Below are 24544 nucleotides of genomic sequence, written 5' to 3'. Positions count from 1 at the left end.
TTTCATCACCCCTTATTGCGCGTTGTACAAGATGACCGCAGCGGTCGCCAGCAGATTAAGTAACGTCAGTGGCAGGCAAACTTTCCAGCCAAATGACATTACCTGGTCGTAGCGGGGACGCGGTAAAGCAGCACGGATCAAAATGAACATCACCATGAAGAACGCCGTTTTCAGCGCAAACCAGATAACCGGGTAAAGGAACGGCCCCTGCCAGCCACCGAAGAACAAGGTGACGATAAGCGCAGAGACGGTCACGATACCGATGTATTCCCCCACGAAGAACAAACCAAATTTCATACCGGAATATTCAATGTGGTAACCATCGGCCAATTCCTGCTCGGCTTCCGGCTGGTCAAACGGGTGACGGTGACAGACGGCCACCCCGGCAATCGCAAAGGTCACGAAGCCGAAGAATTGTGGAATGATATTCCACATGTGCGCCTGAGAGATGACGATCTCTTGCAGGTTGAAAGAACCTGCCTGTGCCACGACCCCCATCAGCGACAGGCCGAGGAACACTTCGTAGCTCAGCGTCTGGGCGGATGCACGCATCGCACCCAGTAACGAGTATTTGTTGTTACTGGACCAGCCTGCGAACAACACGGCATAGACGGTCAGACCGGCCATCATCAGGAAGAACAAAATACCGATGTTCAGATCTGCGGCGAACCAGGTCGGGCTGACCGGAACGATCGCAAAGGAGATCAGCAGGGACGTAAACGCAATCATCGGAGCCAGCGTAAAGATGGCTTTGTCGGTGAATTTAGGTACCCAGTCTTCCTTGAAAAACATCTTGATCATGTCGGCAACCAGCTGCAGGGATCCGCCCCAGCCGACTCGGTTTGGTCCGTAACGGTTCTGGAACAGACCGAGCAGGCGGCGCTCGGCGAAGCTCATGAAGGCCCCGCAGGTCACTACGACCAGCAGGATCACGATGGCTTTCAGGATAGCGATCAGCGAATCGATCACGACAGGTGTAAACCAGCTCATTGTGCTGCCTCCCGCAGATTTTCAACCGTAGTGCCTACCAGAATCGGTGGAATGCCCGGCAGACCCAGCGGCAGGCCAAGCTGGCCCTGATTCAGGTTTTCACTCAGACGCACCGGCAGTTTCAGCAGCTGACCGGCGCAGGTGAATTCCACCTGAGAACCGGCGTTCACGCCTAACTGAGCGGCATCGGCCGGGTTAACCATCACATAAGGTGCTGGCATACGTTGCTGAATGACAGCAGAACGCTGCGTCATCTCTTCACTGCCGAACAGATGGTAGTAAGGCGCGATACGCCAGTTCCCTTCGGTCGCGGTGAAGACTGCAGGGATCGTGGTGAAGTAGTCGAGGCTACCCTCCCCTGCTTCGATAAGACGCACACCCGGATCGCCGTGGCGAAGACTGCCGCCAACTTCGCTCTGGAATTTGTTCCAGGCTTGCGGTGAGTTCCAGCCTGGCGCCCAGGCGAATGGCACCTGATTGCGGTTGGCCGTCGGGCTATTGTTCCCTTCCATCGAGAAGGCAAACATAGTGTCTTTGTCCTGCGGCTGACGCGGTTCGTGAACGCTGATGTTCGCGCGCATCGCCGTACGTCCACTGGAACGGTTTGGAGAACGCGCCAGTTTCTGTCCACGAATGCGGAAGCTGGCGTTTGGCGCTGCTTCAACCATGCCTTTCAACTGCGGCAGTGCCTCGACGCAGGCTTCGATCACATGATCAAGCTGCGTCCAGTCCACGTGACGACTGTTGACGGTAGAATGCAGTGAGTGCATCCAGCGCCAGCTTTCCAGCATCGCGACGGTGGTGTCGTAGTAAGCCGGATCGTAAACCTGGAAGAAGCGCTGAGCGCGGCCTTCCTGATTCACCAGCGTGCCGTCACTTTCGGCGAAACTCGCCGCAGGCAGGATCAGGGTAGCTTTATCCATAATGCGCGTGCGCTGATGGTCAACAACCAAAAGGTTCTGCACATTGGCCAGCGCAGCATCGACTTTCGCTTCAGGTGCCTGACGGTAAAGATCGTTTTCCATCACGATGGCGCTGTCTGCGTCGCCGCGGGTCAGCAATTCAAGTGCTTCATCCAGCGATCCGCCGCCGATCATCGACAGACCGATGCTGTTGGCGGCCGAAGCCACAAAAGTGATGCCGACATCGCTGCCTGCCACTTTCAGTGCTTTGGCGATGTTGGCCGCCGCTTCAATGATAGCGTCAGAACCGGCGTTTGAACCGGTGATGATCAGTGGCTTGCGCGCACCGGTCAGTGCCTGCACGATCACATCGATTTTCTTGTTCAGGCCATCAGCCAGATCGCTGACCGCTGGCGCTGAATTATCCAGCGCGTGGGCGATAGCGAAGCCGAAACGGGCCTGCTCATCGACCGGCGCACGGTAATTGTAAGCCGCGATGTCGTCGAGTTTGGTGTTGTCTACGTTGGTGATAAACAGCGGGTGCTTAGCATGCTGACCGATGTTTTGCACCGCGGCGATTTGCCAGTCAGCCACACGCTGGGCTGCGGCCATCGCGCGCGCTTTACCTTTCACTGCCTGACGAACAGACAGCGCAATACGAGCGCCGGTCTGGGTCAAGTCTTCGCCCAGTACCAACACCGCATCGTACTCTTCGATTTCACGCAGCGCAGGTGTGTGAACACCGCTGTTGCGCAATACGTTGAGCATCAGTTGCAGACGGCCTTGCTCTGCGGCGTTGATTCCGGTGTAGAAGTTTTCGGCTCCCACCAGTTCGCGCAGTGCAAAGTTGCTTTCAAGGCTGGCACGCGGAGAACCGATACCGATGGTTTTCTTCGCCTGACGGAGAATGTCTGCCGCGCCCTGCATCGCCTGTTCGGCGTTCAGTTCGATCCAGTCGTTGCCACGCAGCTGCAATGGCTTCTTAGGGCGATCTTTCAGGTTGACGTAGCCATAACCGAAACGACCACGGTCGCAAAGGAAGTAGTGGTTTACGGTACCGTTGTAACGATTTTCGATACGACGCAGTTCGCCATAACGCTCGCCCGGGCTGGTGTTACAGCCAACGGAACATTGCTGACAGATGCTTGGCGCAAACTGCATGTCCCATTTACGGTTATAGCGTTCGGAGTGGGTCTTATCAGTAAACACGCCGGTAGGGCAGACTTCTACCAGATTACCGGAGAACTCGCTTTCCAGCGGGCCATCTTCCGGGCGACCGAAGTAGACGTTGTCATGCGCGCCATACACACCCAGATCGGTGCCGTCCGCGTAATCCTTGTAATAACGGACACAACGGTAGCAGGCGATGCAGCGGTTCATTTCGTGAGAAATGAACGGGCCGAGATCCTGGTTGTTATGGGTGCGCTTAGTGAAGCGATAACGGCGCATACTGTGGCCGGTCATCACTGTCATATCCTGCAGATGACAGTTACCGCCTTCCTCACACACCGGGCAGTCATGCGGATGGTTGGTCATCAGCCATTCCACAACGCTCTCACGAAACTCTTTCGCTTCGCCGTCGTCGATGGAGATGAAGGTGCCATCGGACGCGGGTGTCATACATGACATCACCAGACGACCGCGCGTGTCTTCCGCGTTTTGGTATTGCTTAACCGCACATTGGCGGCAAGCGCCGACGCTTCCCAGCGCCGGATGCCAGCAAAAATAAGGAATATCGAGGCCAAGAGAGAGGCAAGCCTGCAACAGGTTGTCCGCTCCATCTACATCGTATTCTTTGCCGTCTACATGAATCGTAGCCATAGTCAGCATGCTTCCACGTGGCCCACCTGACGGCGGGCGTTAATCAAAAATTCTTGCCGGGTTGGCGTCTATCAATCGACAGCGCGTCCCTTGTTTTGGGATTTCGCGCACAGCGGGCTCACGTCCGCTGCCTGTTGCCTTCACTACCAACGCTGTTTCAGCAGGTTGTTTGGCTGAATACCGCCAATCGCCCGCGCGTTGCTGTAATGCTGTTTGGCGATGCCCGCCTCGAACTCTTCCCGGAAATATTTAATCGCACTCTGCAATGGCTCCACAGCACCCGGCGCGTGTGCGCAGAAGGTTTTGCCCGGACCCAGTTGGCGGCAAAGCTGTTCGAGAGTTTCGATATCTCCCGGCTGGCCTTCACCACGCTCCAGCGCGCGCAGGATCTTCACACTCCACGGCAAACCATCGCGGCACGGCGTACACCAGCCACAAGATTCGCGGGCGAAGAACTCTTCCAGGTTACGTACCAGCGGCACCATGCCTATCTCATGATCGACAGCCATCGCCAGCGCAGTACCGAGACGACTACCGGCTTTGCCGATACTGGCGAAATCCATTGGCAGATCCAGATGGTCGGCGGTCAGGAAGTCTGTCCCTGCGCCGCCCGGTTGCCAGGCTTTGAATTTCAGGCCATCGCGCATACCGCCGGCATAGTCTTCAAGAATTTCACGTGCAGTCGTCCCAAAAGGCAGTTCCCAAACGCCCGGATTTTTCACCCGGCCAGAGAAGCCCATCAGCTTTGTACCGGCATCTTCGCTTTTGCCCGCTGACATGCCTTTGTACCAGTCCACGCCGTGCTCCAGAATGGCAGGCACGTTGCACAGGGTTTCGACGTTGTTCACACAGGTCGGTTTCCCCCACGCACCGGCAGAGGCCGGGAACGGTGGCTTGGAACGCGGGTTAGCGCGGCGGCCTTCCAGTGAGTTGATCAGCGCAGTTTCTTCACCGCAGATATAACGACCCGCACCGGTATGGACGATCAGTTCGAAGTCAAAACCGGTACCGAGAATATTTTTACCCAGCAGACCTGCTTCAGTGGCTTCTGCAATCGCGCGACGCAGATTCACAGCAGCTTCGATGTATTCGCCACGCAGGAAGATGTAGCCACGGTAAGATTTCAGCGCGAACGCGGAAATCAGCATGCCTTCCACCAGCAGGTGCGGCATTTGCTCCATCAGCATGCGGTCTTTGTAGGTACCGGGTTCCATCTCATCGGCGTTACAAAGCAGATAGCGGATGTTCATGCTTTCGTCTTTTGGCATCAGGCTCCACTTCAGACCGGTGGAGAAACCTGCGCCGCCGCGCCCTTTCAGGCCTGCGTCTTTTACCAGATTGACGATCTCGTCCTGCGCCATGCTTTTGAGCGCCTTTTCTGCGCCGACGTAACCGTTTTTACTGCGGTATTCGTCGAACCAGACCGGCTGCTCATCGTCACGCATACGCCATGTCAGCGGATGCATTTCCGGCGTGCGTTCAATGTGTCTTGGCGTATAACCGTTGATTGTCATACATAGCGCTCCAGTAGCTGGCCGATAGCTTCTGGTGTCAGGCGGCTGTGCGTGTCCTCGTCGATCATCATCGACGGGCCTTTGTCACAGTTGCCAAGGCAACAGGTCGGCAACAGAGTGAAACGTCCGTCTTCAGTCGTTTCGCCCGGCTTGATGTGCAACTGTTGTTCCAGAGCGGCCTGGATCCCCTGATAACCGGTGATGTGGCACACCACGCTGTCACAGTAACGGATCACATGGCGACCCACCGGCTGGCGGAAAATCTGGCTGTAAAACGTTGCCACACCTTCTACGTCGCTGGCAGGAATGCCCAGAACATCGGAGATCGCGTAGATAGCGCCGTCAGGCACCCAGCCACGCGCTTTTTGCACGATCTTCAACGCTTCGATGGAGGCCGCACGGGCATCTTCGTAGTGATGTTTCTCGTGTTCAATCGCTTCGCGTTCGGCATCACTCAGCTCAAACACCGGAGTAACCACCGGCTCGCTGATGTTGATGTACTGAACGCCTGAATCTTTATTGATATCTGTCATCGTTAGCGGTCCACATCTGACATTACAAAATCGATACTGCCCAGATACACGATCAGGTCGGATACCAGGCTGCCACGGATTACGGACGGGATCTGCTGCAAATGCGGGAAGCTTGGCGTACGGACGCGCGTGCGGTAGCTCATGGTGCTGCCGTCACTGGTCAGGTAGTAGCTGTTGATCCCTTTGGTCGCTTCAACCATCTGGAAAGATTCTTGCGCAGGCATGATCGGCCCCCACGACACTTGCAGGAAGTGAGTGATCAGGGTTTCGATATGTTGCAGCGTACGCTCTTTCGGTGGCGGCGTGGTCAGCGGGTGATCCGCTTTGAACGGGCCTTCTGGCATGTTTTTGTAGCACTGTTCCAGAATGCGCAGGCTCTGACGAAGTTCTTCCACTTTCAGCATCACGCGGGAATAGCAGTCACTGACGCCATCGCCGACCGGTACTTCAAAGTCGAAGTTTTCGTAACCTGAATACGGACGCCATTTGCGCACGTCAAAGTCGATCCCGGTCGCTCGCAGGCCAGCACCGGTGGTGCCCCATGCCAGCGCATCATCGGCGTTGTATGCTGCTACGCCTTTGGAACGACCAATCAGAATGGTGTTTTTCAGCGCTGCCTTGACGTAGGAATCCAAACGGGCTGGCATCCAGTCAAGGAACTCACGCAGCAGACGATCCCAGCCTTTCGGCAGGTCGTGTGCAACACCACCAATACGGAACCAGGCCGGGTGCATACGGAAACCGGTGATCGCTTCCACCAGATCGTAAATTTTCTGACGATCGGTAAAGGCGAAGAACACTGGCGTCATCGCGCCCACGTCCTGAATAAACGTCGAGATGTACAGCAGGTGGCTGTTGATACGGAAAAGTTCAGACAGCATCACGCGGATGGTGTTAACGCGATCCGGCACGACGATACCAGCCAGTTTTTCAACAGCCAGCACGTAAGGCATTTCGTTAACACAACCGCCGAGGTATTCGATACGGTCAGTGTACGGAATGTAGCTGTGCCATGACTGGCGCTCGCCCATCTTTTCAGCACCACGGTGGTGGTAACCGACGTCCGGTACACAGTCGACAATTTCTTCGCCATCAAGCTGCAGGATAATGCGGAACGCACCGTGCGCAGACGGGTGGTTAGGTCCGAGGTTGAGGAACATGAAATCCTCGTTTTCGGTGCCGCGCTTCATACCCCAGTCTTCCGGCTTGAAGGTCAGCGCTTCCATCTCGAGTTCTTCTTTTTGCTTAGTCAGCTCATAAGGATCGAACTCGGTGGCGCGTGCCGGGTAGTCTTTACGCAACGGGTGCCCTTCCCACGTCTGCGGCATCATGATGCGCGTCAGGTGCGGGTGGCCATCGAAGGTAATACCAAACATTTCCCAGGTTTCGCGCTCGTACCAGTTAGCATTCGGGAATACTTTGGTCAGGGTCGGAACGTGGAGATCGTTTTCAGCCAATGCCACCTTGAGCATGATGTCACGGTTACGCTCAACGGAGATCAGATGGTAGAAAACGGAAAAATCCGCGGCCGGTAAACCGTCGCGGTGGGTACGTAAACGCTCATCAACGCCATGCAGGTCGAACAGCATGACGTAAGGTTTTGGCTGTTTTCGTAAAAAGGTAATCGCTTCCAGGATCTGTTCACGCTTGAACCACACCACGGGAATTCCGGTGCGGGTCGGCTGAACAGTAAAGGCCTCGGGCCCAAAACGGTTACGCAACTCGCCGATCACCGGATCATCAAGATGATCACGGGTATGCCATGCTGGCAGGGCGGTATTTTGCGTCGTCAAATCTGTCATATTTTTTTCACCACACTAAATGGTCATTTATGCCGTAAGGGGTTCACCACCCCTCAGGGTTGACTCTCAGACCGCAGTGTTAAATCTCGTCCGGCGAACGCAGATTTGTCACGGCTATGCGTTCAGCACGTTTACGCTCTTTTTCAGACTGCATATTCGCGCGGTAAACACCCTGATCGCCGACGACCCATGACAATGGGCGGCGTTCTTTACCGATAGATTCCTGCAGAAGCAATAGTGCCTGCATGTAAGCCTCAGGACGCGGCGGGCATCCCGGGATATACACATCGACAGGCAGGAACTTATCCACGCCCTGCACCACGGAATAAATATCGTACATGCCGCCTGAGTTCGCACAGGCGCCCATCGAAATCACCCATTTCGGTTCGAGCATCTGGTCATACAAACGTTGGATCACCGGGGCCATCTTGGTGAAGCAGGTACCCGCCACCACCATGAAATCGGCCTGACGCGGAGATGCACGCAGAACTTCCGCACCAAAACGCGCAACGTCATGCACCGCAGTGAATGACGTCACCATTTCGACGTAGCAGCAGGAAAGGCCGAAGTTGTAAGGCCAGAGGGAGTTTTTGCGTCCCCAGTTCACCATGCCGTGCAGTGATTCCTGAAGGTTTCCCATGAAAACGCTGCGCTTAACCTGCTCCTGAAGAGGATCGCCGACGACCTCCTGATTCTGCAGGGGATAACGGTCGTTATCACCGTCCGGGTCTACGCGGGTGAGCGTATATTCCATCTTATTGCCTCGCTATGACTTACTGAGGGTGACTGTTGGTATTAATCGCCGGGCTTGGTTTAACAGGTCCTTTCGAACGTGTTGGTGTCCAGTCCAGTGCGCCAATCCGCACCAGATAAAACAAACCAGCCAGCAGTACCAAAATGAAAATGGTGGCTTCTACGAATCCGGTCCAACCGCTTTCGCGAATAGACGTTGACCATGCGTACAGATACAAGGCTTCAACGTCGAAAATGACGAAAAACATGGCGACCAGGTAGAACTTAGCGGAAAGACGCAGGCGGGCGGTGCCCACCGAGGCGATACCTGATTCAAAAGGCGTGTTTTTGTAGCGTGCTCTGGCTCTCCCGCCAAGGAACGCGGCGCCCAGTAGCATCAGGCAACAAAGCCCAACGGCAACGACAAGAAAAACGGCGAACGCCCAGTGTTGAGCGATGACTTCAGTGGCTGTTGACATACGCATTGCTTACTCATCAAAAGTGGCACTCTGGCATCTGCTCTATGGGATCGGCAGTTTGCGTACCACATCGATTCAAGGGAAGGATTAATAACCACACAGTTCACGGCTCAATAAGGCATTAAGCCAGTGATTTGTTGTGGGCTTTTTACCCTTTTCTATAACCTTTTGTCAACTTTGACAAAAGTATCTCCACATTAGTTTACATGCTTATCATTTAATTAACATATCATGCGACGACACTTAAGCTAAATCGTGTCAGTTAAATACCGTGATAAAGCATGAGCCTGTGACGGGAGTTATGACATCTTTCTCACTTTCCTATTGTCGCAGGAATAGACAGCGCTTCCACTCTCTTATTAGGGTTATTTTTTTGATCCAGGTCAGAGTTCTGTCAATTTCGACAGCAAAAAAGCCATACTTTTAACAAGTTTTGTTGAATTACAGAAAACGGCAAGCGAATTACGGCAAAAATCACGCGTTTTTCTTAACGTGAAAAAACGTCGATATTTACGTGATTTAGTGAGGTGCTCATTGATGAGAAAAACAGTCACGACGTGGGATGAAGTGGCGTAACAGGTAAAAAACGCACTTTGAGATAAAATAGTAAACAGAACTCCTAAAAGGAGAGGTTTTACTATCCAAAAGGAGTAGATGCCTTTACCTCCGCCCTTTACGACAATGGGCGGAAAGTAAAACAGGCCAAATTTATTAACTTTTGGAATCCGCCACCAGTTCCTGATCGTCATCTACAACAGGACGAGGGCCGTAAGCGCTCAGAGAATAGGGATCATTCCCCTGCTCAACCGCATTGAAAATGGCCATGGCCAGTTCATTAGTGCAACGGGCATTTTTATACAACACGTATTGCGTATCCGGCAGACGCGGTAAGCCGTCCTGCTCACCCAACACACGCAATTCAGGGCTCATCATTTCTATAGGTCTTGCGGTTACGCCAAGCCCGGCACGCACGGCGGCTCGAATCGCTGATAAGGTAGATGCCACATAGGCAATACGCCAAGGGATACCCGCCTGATTAAGATACTCCGTTGCCATCTGACGGTAAGGACTAGGCTCATCAAGCACCACCAGCGGCACGCTATCGCCGGAAGGATAGGCAAAGTCAGCCGAGCAGTACCACAGCGTCGGTGACGTTCTCAGTACGATATGCGGATGGTCGGTGCCCGTCATCGTGGTGATGGCCAGATCGATTTCTTCACTTTCCAGCATGGATAACATAAACGGACTACGTTTCACCCGAACGTCGATAGACAATTTTGGGTACACAGACGTCACGCGGCTGAGCAGGAAAGGCAAAATAGTGTCAGCAGTATCATCGGAAGCACCGATGGTTATCCCGCCCTGGACATTGCTGTACATCAAAGAGGTGCAGGCTTCATCGTTAAAACGAAGAATTTTCCGTGCATACCCTAATAACTGAATGCCGTGTTCAGTTAATAATTTATTGCGTCCATGTCTGGCAAACAGTTCTTTTCCAACGAGTTGTTCAAGACGTTGCATTTGTTGACTGACCGCAGACTGAGTACGACACACGGCAGCTGCTGCTGCAGCGAACGTATTTAAATCCGCTACAGCTACAAATGTCCTCAACAGGTCAAGGTCGAGATTGAGGATTGGACGATTTGCATTTGTCATAGTTTTTCTTCGCTATATAGAATCTAATAACAAGCTACCCAGATGATTGATGCGTCAAAGTACCCGCGATAAGCAGAATACCAGATATGACAGACACTCACTCATTTGATAAGCGAGATCGAGAAAGATTTGTGCGTGAAAGTATTCATCAAAGCGGTTTTCAACCCCTTAAATGCAGACGCAGAAATTCCACACAAAGGGTAAATGATTAGATAAGCTTAATAAAAAAAGAATAGACCACTTTGACTATTTAACCGACATCTTTTCATACAATTTCCCTGCTGCCGCCTGCGATTGAGCGACATCCACCCACTCAAAATCATAAGCAAAGTTAATTATTAACTCTGAAGACATTAAAATATAGTTCAACAAATTCATTAACTCACGAGGATATCCATTATCATTTGTATGAAATCAGTTTAACCAACATTAAGATTTTTCTACATTTCGCCAAAATTCTTTATAGCCAATTCGTTGAATATACGTAAAGAACACATTTATAAAGCCTAACCAAATACAAACACTGAAAGGCTTACCCTCTGATCATTCATCCAGCGGTTATTAATAATCATTAGATAAATAAAACAAATCCGTCTTCTTGACTTGTGCCTGAATCTCGAAATCAGGGCGTTTTTTTTTCAGAATTTATCGAGGTTTGGTAAGTTTTGGTGATGTACTATTCGATTTATCTACAGGCTCGTGTCAGATATACACCTGTCAGACAGTTAAAATAGGGAATTTTTAGATTAAAAATCAGGCATTGATAGAATTTAAAACCAAAAAACTTGCAACTATCGAATTAAAACACCAATTCACAACCCCGGGCTAGACATAAAGCCCCAACACCCACGCTTTTACTACTGTTTTACACCAAAACGGTACCCAGCCCTTCTCATGCCCGAGTCTGGAGAGTAAATTGGCCGCTTCGCACTGTTCTACGGCGCTGTGCGCCAGGGAAGAACAGGCTTTACTGCAAAAGGCTCACATTTACATGTCCCCGATTGAAAAATCCCGCAAACTGGACAACGTCTGCTATGACATTCGCGGCCCGGTACTCAAAGAAGCAAAACGTCTTGAAGAAGAAGGTAACAAAGTCCTCAAACTGAACATCGGCAATCCCGCGCCGTTTGGTTTTGATGCACCTGATGAAATTCTGGTAGACGTCATCCGCAACCTGCCGACCGCGCAAGGGTACTGTGACTCCAAAGGCCTGTTCTCCGCTCGTAAAGCCATCATGCAGCACTATCAGGCGCGCGACATGCGTGACATGACGGTGGAAGATATTTACATCGGTAATGGCGTTTCGGAACTGATCGTTCAGTCGATGCAGGCGCTGCTTAATACCGGCGACGAAATGCTGGTACCTGCTCCCGATTATCCGTTATGGACTGCGGCGGTTTCTCTCTCCGGCGGTAATGCGGTGCACTATTTGTGTGATGAAGGCGCAGACTGGTTCCCTGACATCGCCGATATTCGCGACAAAATCACTCCGCGCACCCGCGGTATTGTGATAATCAACCCGAATAACCCGACCGGTGCGGTATACAGCAGAGAACTGCTGATGCAAATCGTGGATATCGCCCGCGAACACAACCTGATCATTTTCGCCGACGAAATCTACGACAAGATCCTGTACGACGAAGCCCAGCACATTTCTATTGCATCACTGGCACCGGATTTACTGACCGTCACGTTTAACGGGCTGTCGAAAACCTACCGCGTCGCCGGTTTCCGTCAGGGCTGGATGGTCCTGAACGGGCCGAAGAAACATGCCAAGGGCTACATTGAAGGGCTGGAAATGCTGGCCTCCATGCGCCTTTGCGCCAACGTGCCGATGCAGCACGCGATTCAGACAGCGCTGGGCGGTTATCAGAGCATTAATGAATTCATTCAGCCAGGCGGTCGTCTGGTGGAACAGCGTGACCGCGCGTGGGAACTGATCAACCAAATCCCCGGCGTCTCTTGCGTGAAACCGAAAGGCGCGCTGTATATGTTCCCTCGTATCGACGCCAAACGTTTTAACATTCATGACGATCAAAAGCTGGTGCTGGATTTGCTATTGCAGCAAAAAGTCCTGCTGGTTCAGGGCTCGGCGTTCAACTGGCCGTATCCGGACCACGTCCGGATCGTAACGCTGCCGCGCGTCGATGAGCTGGAAATGGCAATTAATAAACTTGGCCGGTTCCTCGAAACCTACCGCCAGTAATCCCCTCGGGCGCAGAATTCTGCGCCCTGCTTTATCTTTCTGACAGCACTTGCCGATTGCCGTCACACTCCTCACAATGGACACTCATTTGCCGTTATTAATGAGAGTGCTATGAATCAGAGCCATTTCTTCGCCCACCTTTCCCGCCTGAAACTGATTAGCCGCTGGCCGCTGATGCGTAATGTACGCACCGAAAACGTCTCCGAGCATAGCTTGCAGGTCGCCTTCGTGGCTCACGCACTGGCCGTGATTAAAAACCGCAAATTTGATGGCAATCTGAACGTCGAACGCGTCGCCCTGCTCGCTATGTATCACGATGCCAGTGAAGTGCTGACCGGCGACATGCCGACACCTATCAAGTATTACAATCCGCAAATCGCGCATGAATACAAAAAGATAGAAAAGATTGCTCAGCAAAAGCTGATTGAAATGCTGCCGCAAGAATTGCAGGAAGATTTCCGTCCGCTGATCGACGAGCATTATTACAGCGATGACGAAAAGCTGACTGTGAAACAGGCGGATGCCCTGTGCGCCTATCTGAAATGTCTGGAAGAGTTGTCAGCGGGTAACAACGAATTCACGCTGGCCAAGGCGCGTCTGGAAAAAACGTTGGCCGATCGTAAAAGCCCGGAGATGGACTACTTCATGGAAATCTTCGTACCGAGCTTCAGCCTTTCGCTGGATGAAATAAGCCTCGACGAATCGCTTTGACCGTCCTTGACAGCCCGTGCAATTGACTTTCAACACGGCCTTTAATCAGAACGGATAGAGCACCGGTACCAGAAACACGCTGACGGCCATCACCAGCAGCGTGAAAGGCACCCCGATCCGCAGGAAATCGCCAAAACGGTAATTCCCCGGTGTCATCACCAGTGTATTCACCGGGGATGACACCGGCGTCATAAATGCCGCCGAGGCCGCAATAGCGATAATCATCGTGAACGGGTATGGCGATACGCCCATCTGATGCGCCGCCGCGATAGCGATCGGTGCCATCAGTACCGCCGTCGCTGTATTGGAAATAAACAGCCCGATGGTGGCGCAAAGGATAAACAGACTCAGCAGCATCATGTACGGTCCATAACCGCCGCTTACCTGCATCAGACCTTCGACAATCAGCGCCACACCGCCGGTTTTTTGCAGCGCCAGTGCAAACGGCATCATCCCGACGATCAGCAGCAGACTCGGCCAGTGAATGGCCCGATACGCACCTTCCATTGTGATACAGCGAAATTTGCCCATCAGCAGACAGGCGATGATCGCCGCAATGGCATTTGGCACGTCGTCGGTTAACATCAGGGCGACCATCAGGGCCAGACAGAATAGCGCGTGAGGTGCCTGGCTGAGAGCGGGGGCAACATCATCCACTTCAGCAGGCAGGCTAAGCACAATGAAATCATGCATCTGCTGCTGAAGCTGGCGGATCAGTTTCCAGTCGCCAATGACCAGTAACATGTCGCCGAACTGCAATTCCTCATCGACCAGCTTGCCCGGCAGCGCTTCGCCCTGACGGCGGATGCCCACCACGTTAAGGCCGTACGTGGAGCGAAACGCCACATCGCGCAATGTTTTGCCCAACAACTCAGAATCAGGAATCAGCGACACTTCCGCCATCCCGACGTCGCGGGACTGCTCGGAGAAATATTCGCCGCGCAGCACCAGGGGTTCCAGCATTTCGTCGGTGCACATTTGTCTGACGGAAATTTCAGGGTCAGTCATATCAAGCAGGAGCACGTCGCGGGCGCACAATTGAGTGTTACCGGTAGCGCTGACCATCACACGGCGGAACTTGCGCCAGCGCTCGATCCCCACCACGTTGGCGCCATAGCGCGAACGCAGATGTACATCGTCCAGCGTGCGCCCCACCAGCGGTGAGCCGGGACGGATGGTCATCCTGCGCGCGCGTCCGTTGAGCTGATAATCGCGGATCAGATCGCGAAAAGTACGGCGCTTCCAGCGCTGTTTATCCTGCGAGGCCTCTTCAGCAGACAACCAGCGACGGGCGATCAGCATGTATCCGATACCCATGATAAGCACCACAAGCCCCACCGGCGTGACGCCAAAGAAGCCAAAACCGTCAAATCCTTCCCGCAACAGCTCGCTGTTCACCACCATATTTGGCGGCGTGGCGACCAGCGTCATCATGCCGCTGATGAGCCCGGCAAAACTCAGCGGCATCATCAGCCGCGCCGGTGAGGTTTTCATGCGGGCAGAAACACTGATCACCACCGGAATAAATATTGCTACCACGCCGGTGGAACTCATAAATGCTCCCAGTCCGGCGACAGTCAGCATCAGCAAAATCAGCATCCGGATTTCGCTGTGACCGGCGACCCTCATCAGCCAGTCACCCACCTGATACGCCACGCCAGTTCGCACCAGCCCGTGACCGACGACAAACAAAGCAGCGATCAAAATCACGTTCGGATCGCTAAATCCGGCCAGCGCTTCGTTAAGAGTCAGCGTACCGCTCAGCACAAAGGCAATAATGACCAGCAAAGCGACGATGTCCATACGCAGCGTATTGCGCGCGAACAGCACCATCGCAATCAGCAGCAGTACTACAACCCAGATTAATTCACCGGTCAAAACAAACTCCTTTTGCGTTGAGATGGAAAACTGAAAATGGGTTTTAGCATGGCATAAAAAAACCTCGCCGGAGCGAGGTTCAGGTCAATGAATGTGTACTTTTAATCAACAATATGAATTAACGCAGGCTAACTGTGACGCCCTGCTCTGTAGTGTTCACCAGAAGAGCTTCCAGGGTGGTCAGTTCGAAATCGACATTCTCGATCCCCGGCGTATCGTCGGGTGCATTTACCGCAATCACTTTGCAGCCTGCCGCCAGACCGGCCATGACGCCCGCCGCGGCATCTTCCACCACGACGCAATCTTGCGGTGCCAAACCTAAACGTTCTGCGCCAAGTAAATAGGCGTCTGGCTGAGGTTTGCCGTGTTTAACCTGCTCGGCGGTAATGAACACTTCCGGCGCGGGCAAGTGCGCCGCGGCATGGCGTGCACTGGCAACCGGCATTGAGCCTGATGTCACAATCGCCCACGGAATATTCTGGCGATTGAGTTCGCTTAACAATAAATGTGCGCCCGGCAGCGCGCAGACGCCTTCGGTGTCGGTGGCTTCGATTTTTTCCAGCTTCAGAAACTCTTGCTGAATCTTCTCCTCACTTTCACCAGCCATGAAGTGACGTAAAGAGGTGATCGCCTGTTTGCCGTGAATAAAGGCCAGAACGTCCTGCGGGCTGACTCCCCAGCTGAGCGCCCAGTTAACCCATGCACGCTCAACTGCCGGTAATGAATCCACTAACGTTCCATCAAGGTCGAACAAGAAACCTTTACACTCCACAGGCAATTCCTCTTTAGTTAATTCAAATCAGGCATTAATAATTTGCGCTATCTCGACGGCGCTCAGATGATACTGACGCGGGCACGATTGCCAGACCGCCAACATACGCTGGTATTTATCCCACATTTTGGTCTGCGAGTTAAACCCGTGCGTGCCAGCGTCGAAGTCAGTGTAACGTCCTTCGGTGTTCACCATAAAGCGGACGTAGCTTAAAAAGCGGGATTCCGTTGCTGCGTCGAAGCCGAGAAAATCGATACGGCGGCGATCCAGACCTTGTGTGTCTTTCAGATTGGTCCACGACACCTGCATTGCATGGTGCATTTCCATAATGTTAATCACTGTGCGGCAGGTTTCTTCCGGCAGTTCACCGAAGTCCCTGTCAAGCTCACGCATTTGCAAGCCGAAACCGCGCTCGATCACCGTTTGCAAACGGCGATAGCGTTCTGCGTTATCGGGATCCAACATGGTCATCATTTTGTATTGATTCGACAAGATCAGGCGTTGTGCGTTAGTCATTTCCATCGTGAAAATCCTCATGTCTGCATAATGAGCAAAGCATGGCACAGCGCAAACTTCTGCGAAATCGCAAGCACACCATTCTTTGATTTGGGTCTGGATCTCATGTGAAATAATCACCGGAGGAGACTTCCCTCCGGTCAATATGCAATGCAGTGAAGCTTAACAATCATGAAACTGACGCCGTAAGCGAGTAAAAACGGGCTTACAGATCGTCGAGGAAGGTTTTATCGAGCTGTTTGAAGGCACGTTTGAGAACGTCAGCGAGGGCCTGATAGGTCGGCGTGCCTTCAACTGGTGCGAGGGCCTGACCGGCTTCGGCGAGTTTGTTGCGAACATCGTGGAACCAGCTCAGCAATGTTGGCGGCAACGGCGTCAGTGAACGGCGGCCGAGCCACCACAGTCCTTGCATCGGCAAACTACAGGCAAATATCGCCGTGGCGACGGCAGGGCCGAGCTGGCCGCCGAGTGCTATCTGCCAGGTCAGCGTGAAGATCGCGACCGGTGGCATAAAGCGCACTGCAAAACGGGTCGCTGTGGAGATCCGGTTTTCCGGAAACACCGGAGCCAGGCGCTTATCAGACGGCCATGTTTTCATATAATGCTGCCCACGCTGGAACACCTGGAACCAGCTTACAGAGCCTGTTGGCTTACTCGTCATAATTGCACCTCAACTTCACGTGTAATAATTAAAAAATATTTGTAAAACACAAACTGGAGTTTACCACGATAAAATATATTTTGTTTTTGCTGAAACGTGCCGGTATCCTGTCGCAGCATTTACACCCTCATCATTAAGCATAGTGCCTCGGGCTGAGGTGTTTTGTAATTACTAATTGTATTTTTTGTTAGGGTTTTCACTAACAGATAACATTCTAAAGACGTAAAACAGAGACATTTTGTGCACTCCGCCTGTTCTTTTCGGCAATTTACGCGCACAGATAAAACCAGCGTCCTGCGATTCTTTAGCTTTTTCATTATCATGCCTGTTTTGGCTCTCTGGCATGATGTTAATCATAATTGTCACCGCCATTATGCGCTACGCTTGATGTCAGACTGACGATTTATTAACCACGTGTATTGTTTTTTTCCTTAAACAGCACCAACAATAAATAGGTACTTCCATGTCGAGTAAGCTTGTACTGGTTCTTAACTGTGGTAGTTCTTCCCTTAAGTTCGCAATCATTGATGCTGTGAACGGCGAAGAGCACATTTCAGGTTTAGCCGAATGTTTCCACCTGCCGGAAGCGCGCATTAAGTGGAAAATGGACGGTGGCAAAGAAGAAGCCGCGTTGGGTGCCGGTGCCGCACACAGCGAAGCGCTGAAATTCATCGTTAACAACATCCTGAGCAAAAAACCTGAGCTGTCCGCAGAGCTGGTTGCGATCGGCCACCGTATCGTTCATGGCGGCGAAAAGCTGACCAAGTCCATGCTGATCAACGATGCGGTTATCGAAGGCATCAAAGAATCTATCCCGTTTGCACCGCTGCACAACCCGGCTCACCTGATTGGTATCGACGAAGCGCTGAAATCTTTCCCTAAACTGGCTGACAAAAACGTTGCCGTTTTCGACACCGCTTTCCATCAGACCATGCCAGAAGAATCTTACCTGTACGCTCTCCCGTACAGCCTGTACCGCGATCACCACGTCCGTCGTTATGGCGCCCACGGCACCAGCCACTTCTATGTGACGCAGGAAGCCGCGAAAATGCTGAACAAACCAGTGGAAGAAGTGAACCTGATCACTTGCCACCTGGGTAACGGCGGTTCCGTTAGTGCAATCCGTAACGGTAAATGCGTCGATACTTCCATGGGTCTGACCCCGCTGGAAGGTCTGGTGATGGGTACCCGTAGCGGTGACATCGACCCGGCGATCATTTTCCACCTGCATGACTCTCTGGGCATGAGCGTTGATCAAATCAACAAAATGCTGACCAAAGAATCTGGTCTGCTGGGCCTGACCGAAGTCACCAGCGACTGTCGTTACGTTGAAGACAACTACACCACCAAACCTGATGCCAAACGTGCAATGGACGTATTCTGCCACCGTCTGGCGAAATACATCGGTAGCTATACTTCCCTGATGGAAGGTCGTCTGGACGCAGTAGTCTTCACCGGTGGTATCGGCGAAAACGCAGCCATGGTGCGCGAACTGTCTCTGGCCAAACTGGGTCTGTTAGGCTTTGAAGTTGACCACGAACGCAACCTTGCAGCACGCTTCGGCAAATCCGGTGCCATCAACAAAGAAGGCACCCGCACGGCTCTGGTTATCCCAACCAATGAAGAGCTGGTGATTGCGCAAGACGCCGCGCGTTTGACTGCATAATTCGATTCAACACTGCCAGCGATCGCTGGCAGTGATTTTTTAACTCAAGGCAAACGCCGCCCGTTTGGACGCACCGCGCAGGATAATCATCGCGCTCATGCTGATCATTATCTCCTCTGCACAAACCTGCGACCGTCTCTGCCTGGCAACCGTTAAAGAGGTTTAGCCGTGTCCCGTACAATTATGTTGATCCCCACAGGCACCAGCGTTGGTCTGACCAGCGTCAGCCTCGGCGTGATCCGTGCAATGGAACAAAAAGGCGTCAGCCTGAGCATCTTCAAACCGATCGCACAGCCACGTGCCGGCGGCGATGCACCAGATCAAACCACTACCATCATTCGCGCCAACTCTTCCGTGACCGCAGCTGAACCGCTGAAAATGAGCCACGTTGAAGCGCTGTTGAGTTCAAACCAGCAAGACGTGCTGATGGAAGAAATCATCGCGCGTTATCACGAAAACACCAAAGACGCAGAAGTGGTGCTGGTGGAAGGTCTGGTTCCAACGCGTAAACACCAGTTTGCTAACGCGCTGAACTACGAAATTGCTAAAACCCTGAACGCAGAAATCGTCTTCGTTCTGGCGCTGGGCAACGATTCTCCGGCGCAGCTGAAAGAACGTATCGAACTGGCCCGTTCCAGCTTCGGCGGCAGCAAAAACACCAATATCACCGGCGTTATCATCAACAAACTGAACGCACCGGTTGACGATCAGGGCCGCACACGTCCGGACCTTTCTGAAATCTTCGATGATTCCAACAAAGCCAGCGTGGCGAATATCGACCCGACTCAGCTGTTCGCTAACAGCCCGCTGCCAGTGCTGGGCTGCATTCCATGGAGCTTCGAGCTGATTGCCACCCGCGCAATCGACATGGCGAAGCACCTGAATGCCCGCATCATCAACGAAGGCGACGTGCAAACCCGCCGCGTGAAATCCGTGACCTTCTGCGCGCGTAGCATTCCGCACATGCTGGAACACTTCCGTCCAGGTTCACTGCTTGTGACCTCCGCTGACCGTCCTGATGTACTGGTTTCAGCCTGTCTGGCGGCAATGAATGGCGTAGAAATCGGCGCTATCCTGCTGACCGGTGGCTACGAAATCGACGAACGTATTAACAGCCTCTGCGAACGTGCTTTCCAGACTGGCCTGCCAGTATTTATGGTAGATACCAACACCTGGCAGACCTCCCTGAGCCTGCAAAGCTTCAATCTGGAAGTCCCTGCGGACGACCATCAGCGCGTTGAGAAACTGCAACAGTACGTGGCTTCTCACATCAACGCAGACTGGATCGACTCCCTTAGCGCGCACTCCGAGCGTTCACGTCGTCTGTCTCCGCCAGCGTTCCGTTATCAGCTGACTGAACTGGCGCGTAAAGCCGGTAAACGTATCGTCCTGCCGGAAGGCGACGAGCCGCGTACCGTGAAAGCGGCAGCACTTTGCGCTGAACGTGGTATCGCAGAATGCGTATTGCTGGGTAATCCGGATGAGATCAAACGCGTTGCAGCGGCTCAGGGCGTGACTCTGGGCGCAGGCATCGAAATCATCGACCCGGTTGCCGTGCGAGAAGAGTATGTGGCACGTCTGGTTGAGCTGCGTAAAAGCAAAGGCATGACCGAAGTGGTTGCGCGCGAACAGCTGGAAGATAACGTGGTTCTCGGTACTCTGATGCTGGAACAAGGCAAGGTTGACGGTCTGGTTTCCGGTGCTGTTCACACCACCGCTAACACCATCCGCCCACCGTTGCAGCTGATCAAAACCGCACCGGGCAGCTCCCTGGTGTCTTCAGTATTCTTCATGCTGCTGCCTGACCAGGTTCTGGTTTACGGCGACTGCGCGATCAATCCGGATCCAACGGCTGAACAGCTGTCTGAAATCGCGATCCAGTCTGCGGATTCCGCTGCAGCATTCGGTATCGAACCGCGCGTGGCGATGATTTCCTACTCCACCGGTAATTCAGGCGCGGGCAGCGACGTTGAAAAAGTGCGTGAAGCGACCCGTCTGGCGCAGGAAAAACGTCCTGACCTGATCATCGATGGTCCTCTGCAATACGATGCCGCGATCATGGCTGACGTTGCTCTGTCCAAAGCACCGAACTCACCGGTGGCAGGTCAGGCGACTGTGTTCATCTTCCCGGATCTGAACACCGGTAACACCACCTACAAAGCGGTACAGCGTTCTGCGGATCTGGTCTCTATCGGGCCGATGCTGCAAGGTATGCGCAAACCGGTTAACGACCTGTCCCGTGGCGCACTGGTAGACGATATCGTTTACACCGTGGCACTGACTGCGATTCAGTCTGCTCAGGCAGAAGAGGCAGCAAAATAATTCCCTGAATTATTTTACGACCGAATAGCAGTATGCAAGACAGCAAAACGCCGACATCACGTCGGCGTTTTTATTTTCTGCTTTCCACACTTCTCGTTCACAGCAACTGTTTTGCCGACTCGAGAATGTGTTCGGCGGTCAGCCCGTATTCCTGCTGTAAAAATTCCTGCGTGCCGACCTGACCATAACGCTCTTTCACGCCCACGCGACGCATCGGCACCGGATGGTTTTCTACCAGCACTTCCGCCACTGCCGAACCAAGCCCGTTATGAATACTGTGGTTTTCGCAGGTGACGATTTTGCCCGTTTTGGCGGCGTATTTAATGATGATATCTTTATCGATCGGTTTAAGCGTAAACATGTCGATCACCGCCGCACTTACACCCTCGCGCTCCAGCATTTCTGCCGCTTTCAGCGCTTCAGCCACCATGATGCCGTTGGCAATCAGCGTCACGTCGTTACCGTCACGCAGCACATTCGCTTTGCCGATGGTGAAAGTCGAACCTTCCTGATAAACCTGCGTCGCCTGTTTACGTATTGTCCGCACCCAGTAGAATCCTTTCAGATCCATTAGCTGCAACAGAATATCGCGGAACATCACCGCATCGGTCACTTCCATCACTACCGAGTTCGCCAGCCCGCGCACGATGCCCATATCCTCGAAAGACATATGCGTACCGCCGTTGTGACAGGCGCTGACGCCAGCGTCGGATGCAATAATTTTGACGTTATTCTTTTGGTAATCCAGCGACATAAACAACTGATCAAAGCAGCGGCGGCTGGCAAAAGCGGTAAAGGTATGCACAAAAGGCACGCGGCCGGTGAGCGATAACCCGGCTGCCACGCCGATCACATTGGCTTCCATGATGCCGCAGTTAATGACATGGGAAGGATAGTCTTTATGCACGCCATCCATCGCCATTGAGCTCATCAGATCCGCTTCCAGCGCGATGATCGGCGTGTTCTCAACAATCTTTTCACGCACGGTGTTAGCGTAGACTTTACGCATTTCCACGGCGTCTTTTTGTAATTCCAGAGAGACTTCAAACATGGGCGGCCTCCAGCTCAGCGATCGCGTTTTCGATTTCCAGTTTCACATCCGGCGTTAAGCGCAAATGGTGGGAATTCGCCAGTTGCTCGAGATAGGTCACGCCCTGCCCTTTAATACTGTCGAGGATCACTAACAGCGGGCGCTGCTCGCCCTGACGTACCGGGGTGACCGCATCGCTGATTGCGACCACATCGTCGCCTTTGATGGTTTGCACATCAAACCCAAAGGCGCTGAATTTACCGGCCAGGTCGAAAGGCCTGATCACTTCATCCAGCGTGCCGTCGAGCTGCTGCTTGTTGTAATCGATAAACAGCGTGAGGTTATGCAGATTGTGGTGCGCGATAAACTGGAAGGCTTCCCAGCACTGGCCCTCGTTCAGTTCGCCGTCGCCGAGAATGCAGAACACGCGGTTAGTACGACCTGCCAGCTTATGTGAGAGCGCCATACCGGCGGCGATAGACACGCCCTGCCCGAGCGAACCGGTGGTGGCATCGACGCCAATGGTGCGAAGGCGATCGGGATGGCTTGGCAATTTGGTGCCATTTTCGTTCAGCGTTTTCAGTTCGCTGACCGGAAAATACCCTTTCAGCGCCAGCGTGGCATACAGCGCCGGACCGGCATGGCCTTTGGAGAGCACAAAATAATCGCGCTCCTGCCAGTCAGGTTTTTTCGGGTCAATGCGCATGACATCACCGTATAACACCGCCAGCGTTTCCACCACTGACATACTGCCGCCATAATGCCCGAACCCCAGACCGGTCAGCATTTTCAGCGTCTCGATGCGGATATGACGGGCCAGATCACGAACCTCGTGGACATCTTTCATCTTGTTGGGTCCTTATTTTAGTGAGCACTTATCCAGACCTGTCATTGCTGACAGGTCTGAATGGTGTTTCCCGGATGGTGATAAGAGACGTAATGAGTGAATGAATTACTCTTCGCTGACTGCTTTCGCCGCAGCAGGTTTTTTACCGAGATAGTTGTAAGCGACGAGAACGGCAAAGATCCCGACAATCAGCGCCATAATGGCTTCTTTCGACATGAAGCGAGCCAGATTGCCCAGCAGGATACCGATGACACCGAAGTCCGCGTCAGAGAACGTGGCGTTGGCAAAGCCCAGGGCACCGAGCACCGGCAGCAACAGAACCGGCAGGAAGGTGATCAGCACACCGTTTGCAAAAGCACCGAACATCGCGCCGCGACGTCCGCCGGTGGCATTACCGAACACACCCGCCGTTGCGCCGGTGAAGAAGTGCGGTACCACGCCCGGCAGGATCAGCACCATGTGCATCTGCCCCAGCAGGAACAGCCCGACCAGACCGCCGAGGAAGCTAAACAGGAAGCCGATCAGCACTGCGTTCGGCGCATACGGATACACCACAGGGCAGTCCAGTGCAGGACGCGCATTCGGCACCAGTCGCTCGGAGAAGCCGACGAATGCAGGAACGATTTCAGCCAAAATCAGGCGCACACCTTGCAGGATGATAAATACACCGGCCGCAAACGTAATTGCCATTATGATGGAGTACACCAGATAGTTCTGGCCTGCGCTGTAGGTGGATTCGACGAAAATCTGCCCGGCAAACACCGCCATGATCAGATAAATGATGATCATGGTGAGTGAGATGGAGATCGAGCTGTCGCGCAGGAAGCTGAGGTTTTTCGGCAGGTTCATCTCTTCGGTAGAGCGTGACCCTTTACCGACCTTACTGCCTATCCAGCCGGAAAGCACATAGCCGATGGTGCCGAAATGGCCGAAAGCGATGTCATCATTGCCGGTAATTTTACGCATATAACGCTGCGCCAGTGCCGGGAAGAACGCCATGATAAGGCCGAGTGTCAGGGAACCGGTGAAGACCAGCGCCACGCCCTCAAAACCGGCCACCGTCAGAATGACGCTGATCATACAGGCCATGTAGAACGTGTGGTGCCCTGTCAGGAAAACGTATTTGAGGCGGGTGAAACGTGCCACGATAAGGTTCGCGACCATACCGAAGGCCATAATTAATGCGGTGGGTGCACCGAATTTTTCCATCGCGATAGAAACAATCGCTTCGTTATTCGGAATAATGCCCTGAATATTAAAGGCGTGCTCGAACATTCCGCCTAACGGATTTAAAGAGCCGACTAATACCGTCGCACCGCCTGCTAAAACAAGAAAACCCAGAATTGTTTTTACCGTACCTTTTACCACATCAGAAAAGTTTTTCTTTTGTGCGACCAGGCCGATTAATGCGATGAGCCCTACCAGAACAGCCGGAACTTTTAATATATCAACCACAAACTTGAGCGTTTCCTGGATAAACATATCCACCTCATACTTTATTAGTTT

20 protein-coding genes are annotated in these 24544 nt (G+C 53.0%); 4 read left to right on the top strand and 16 right to left on the bottom strand.

The window, feature by feature from the left end; translation table 11 throughout:
- Positions 1-12: 12 nt before the first annotated feature.
- From nuoH to lrhA, 8 genes are all read right to left on the bottom strand, one after another.
- Complete coding sequence (gene nuoH, locus ACMHLI_RS09850) at positions 13-990, bottom strand: NADH-quinone oxidoreductase subunit NuoH (RefSeq protein WP_413529300.1); 978 nt, start codon at positions 988-990, stop codon at positions 13-15.
- Positions 987-3713 (bottom strand): NADH-quinone oxidoreductase subunit NuoG, encoded by a 2727-nt coding sequence (gene nuoG, locus ACMHLI_RS09845; RefSeq protein ID WP_413529299.1) that lies wholly within the window; start codon positions 3711-3713, stop codon positions 987-989. The genes nuoH and nuoG overlap by 4 nt, the downstream gene beginning before the upstream one ends.
- A 143-nt stretch (positions 3714-3856) precedes the next feature.
- Positions 3857-5227 carry an NADH-quinone oxidoreductase subunit NuoF gene (gene nuoF / locus ACMHLI_RS09840; RefSeq protein WP_413529298.1) on the bottom strand — a complete coding sequence of 457 codons (1371 nt, stop codon included), beginning with the start codon at positions 5225-5227 and terminating at the stop codon, positions 3857-3859.
- Positions 5224-5760 carry an NADH-quinone oxidoreductase subunit NuoE gene (gene nuoE, locus ACMHLI_RS09835; RefSeq protein ID WP_244207705.1) on the bottom strand — a complete coding sequence of 179 codons (537 nt, stop codon included), beginning with the start codon at positions 5758-5760 and terminating at the stop codon, positions 5224-5226. Before nuoE ends, nuoF begins: the two co-directional genes overlap by 4 nt.
- 2 nt (positions 5761-5762) lie before the next feature.
- Positions 5763-7562, bottom strand: coding sequence for an NADH-quinone oxidoreductase subunit C/D (gene nuoC / locus ACMHLI_RS09830; protein ID WP_413529297.1), 1800 nt, complete (start codon positions 7560-7562; stop codon positions 5763-5765).
- A gap of 79 nt (positions 7563-7641) precedes the next feature.
- On the bottom strand, positions 7642-8316 hold the full coding sequence (locus ACMHLI_RS09825; protein ID WP_413529296.1) for a NuoB/complex I 20 kDa subunit family protein: 675 nt from the start codon (positions 8314-8316) through the stop codon (positions 7642-7644).
- A gap of 19 nt (positions 8317-8335) precedes the next feature.
- Positions 8336-8779: an NADH-quinone oxidoreductase subunit A gene (locus ACMHLI_RS09820; protein WP_112166913.1), complete on the bottom strand. Its 444-nt coding sequence runs from the start codon at positions 8777-8779 to the stop codon at positions 8336-8338.
- Positions 8780-9484: 705 nt separating this feature from the next.
- The gene (gene lrhA, locus ACMHLI_RS09815; RefSeq protein WP_112166911.1) at positions 9485-10429 is read right to left on the bottom strand and encodes a transcriptional regulator LrhA; all 945 of its coding nucleotides are present in this window, start codon (positions 10427-10429) and stop codon (positions 9485-9487) included.
- Positions 10430-11420: 991 nt separating this feature from the next.
- On the opposite strand from lrhA, the gene ACMHLI_RS09810 reads away from it, so the two are divergent.
- A complete protein-coding gene (locus tag ACMHLI_RS09810; RefSeq protein WP_112167387.1) occupies positions 11421-12635 on the top strand; it encodes a pyridoxal phosphate-dependent aminotransferase in 1215 nt (404 codons plus the stop codon).
- A 111-nt stretch (positions 12636-12746) separates the two neighbouring features.
- Complete coding sequence (gene yfbR / locus ACMHLI_RS09805) at positions 12747-13346, top strand: 5'-deoxynucleotidase (protein WP_413529295.1); 600 nt, start codon at positions 12747-12749, stop codon at positions 13344-13346.
- A gap of 45 nt (positions 13347-13391) precedes the next feature.
- On the opposite strand, the gene ACMHLI_RS09800 is transcribed toward yfbR, so the two are convergent.
- The 5 genes from ACMHLI_RS09800 to ACMHLI_RS09780 all read right to left on the bottom strand — a co-directional run bounded on the left by ACMHLI_RS09800 (position 13392) and on the right by ACMHLI_RS09780 (position 17530).
- Complete coding sequence (locus tag ACMHLI_RS09800; protein ID WP_413529294.1) at positions 13392-15224, bottom strand: SLC13 family permease; 1833 nt, start codon at positions 15222-15224, stop codon at positions 13392-13394.
- A 118-nt stretch (positions 15225-15342) separates the two neighbouring features.
- Complete coding sequence (locus ACMHLI_RS09795; RefSeq protein WP_413529293.1) at positions 15343-15996, bottom strand: sugar phosphatase; 654 nt, start codon at positions 15994-15996, stop codon at positions 15343-15345.
- 27 nt (positions 15997-16023) lie between these two features.
- Positions 16024-16518, bottom strand: a complete 495-nt coding sequence (locus tag ACMHLI_RS09790; RefSeq protein WP_112166902.1) for a YfbU family protein — start codon at positions 16516-16518, stop codon at positions 16024-16026.
- Between the two features lie 199 nt (positions 16519-16717).
- The gene (gene yfbV, locus ACMHLI_RS09785; protein WP_112166900.1) at positions 16718-17173 is read right to left on the bottom strand and encodes a terminus macrodomain insulation protein YfbV; all 456 of its coding nucleotides are present in this window, start codon (positions 17171-17173) and stop codon (positions 16718-16720) included.
- A gap of 171 nt (positions 17174-17344) precedes the next feature.
- Entirely contained in the window at positions 17345-17530 is a 186-nt protein-coding gene (locus ACMHLI_RS09780; RefSeq protein ID WP_413529292.1) for a hypothetical protein, read from the bottom strand.
- Between the two features lie 106 nt (positions 17531-17636).
- Between ACMHLI_RS09780 and ackA the strand changes: the two genes are divergently transcribed.
- On the top strand, positions 17637-18839 hold the full coding sequence (ackA, locus tag ACMHLI_RS09775) for an acetate kinase (RefSeq protein ID WP_413529291.1): 1203 nt from the start codon (positions 17637-17639) through the stop codon (positions 18837-18839).
- Positions 18840-19022: 183 nt separating this feature from the next.
- Entirely contained in the window at positions 19023-21161 is a 2139-nt protein-coding gene (gene pta / locus ACMHLI_RS09770) for a phosphate acetyltransferase (protein WP_413529530.1), read from the top strand.
- Between the two features lie 97 nt (positions 21162-21258).
- Here pta and ACMHLI_RS09765 read toward each other — a convergent pair whose 3' ends face one another.
- The 3 genes from ACMHLI_RS09765 to ACMHLI_RS09755 all read right to left on the bottom strand — a co-directional run bounded on the left by ACMHLI_RS09765 (position 21259) and on the right by ACMHLI_RS09755 (position 24520).
- Entirely contained in the window at positions 21259-22212 is a 954-nt protein-coding gene (locus tag ACMHLI_RS09765) for a transketolase family protein (RefSeq protein ID WP_413529290.1), read from the bottom strand.
- The gene (locus ACMHLI_RS09760) at positions 22205-23038 is read right to left on the bottom strand and encodes a transketolase (RefSeq protein WP_413529289.1); all 834 of its coding nucleotides are present in this window, start codon (positions 23036-23038) and stop codon (positions 22205-22207) included. The genes ACMHLI_RS09765 and ACMHLI_RS09760 overlap by 8 nt, the downstream gene beginning before the upstream one ends.
- Positions 23039-23143: 105 nt before the next feature.
- Positions 23144-24520, bottom strand: a complete 1377-nt coding sequence (locus ACMHLI_RS09755) for a PTS ascorbate transporter subunit IIC (protein WP_413529288.1) — start codon at positions 24518-24520, stop codon at positions 23144-23146.
- Positions 24521-24544 lie beyond the last annotated feature (24 nt).

The sequence above is a fragment of the Rahnella inusitata genome (assembly GCF_965118895.1).
Lineage (GTDB): Bacteria > Pseudomonadota > Gammaproteobacteria > Enterobacterales > Enterobacteriaceae > Rahnella > Rahnella inusitata_A.
Note: the sequence above shows the minus strand (reverse complement) of the source record. Positions and strands in the feature narration are given on the sequence as shown.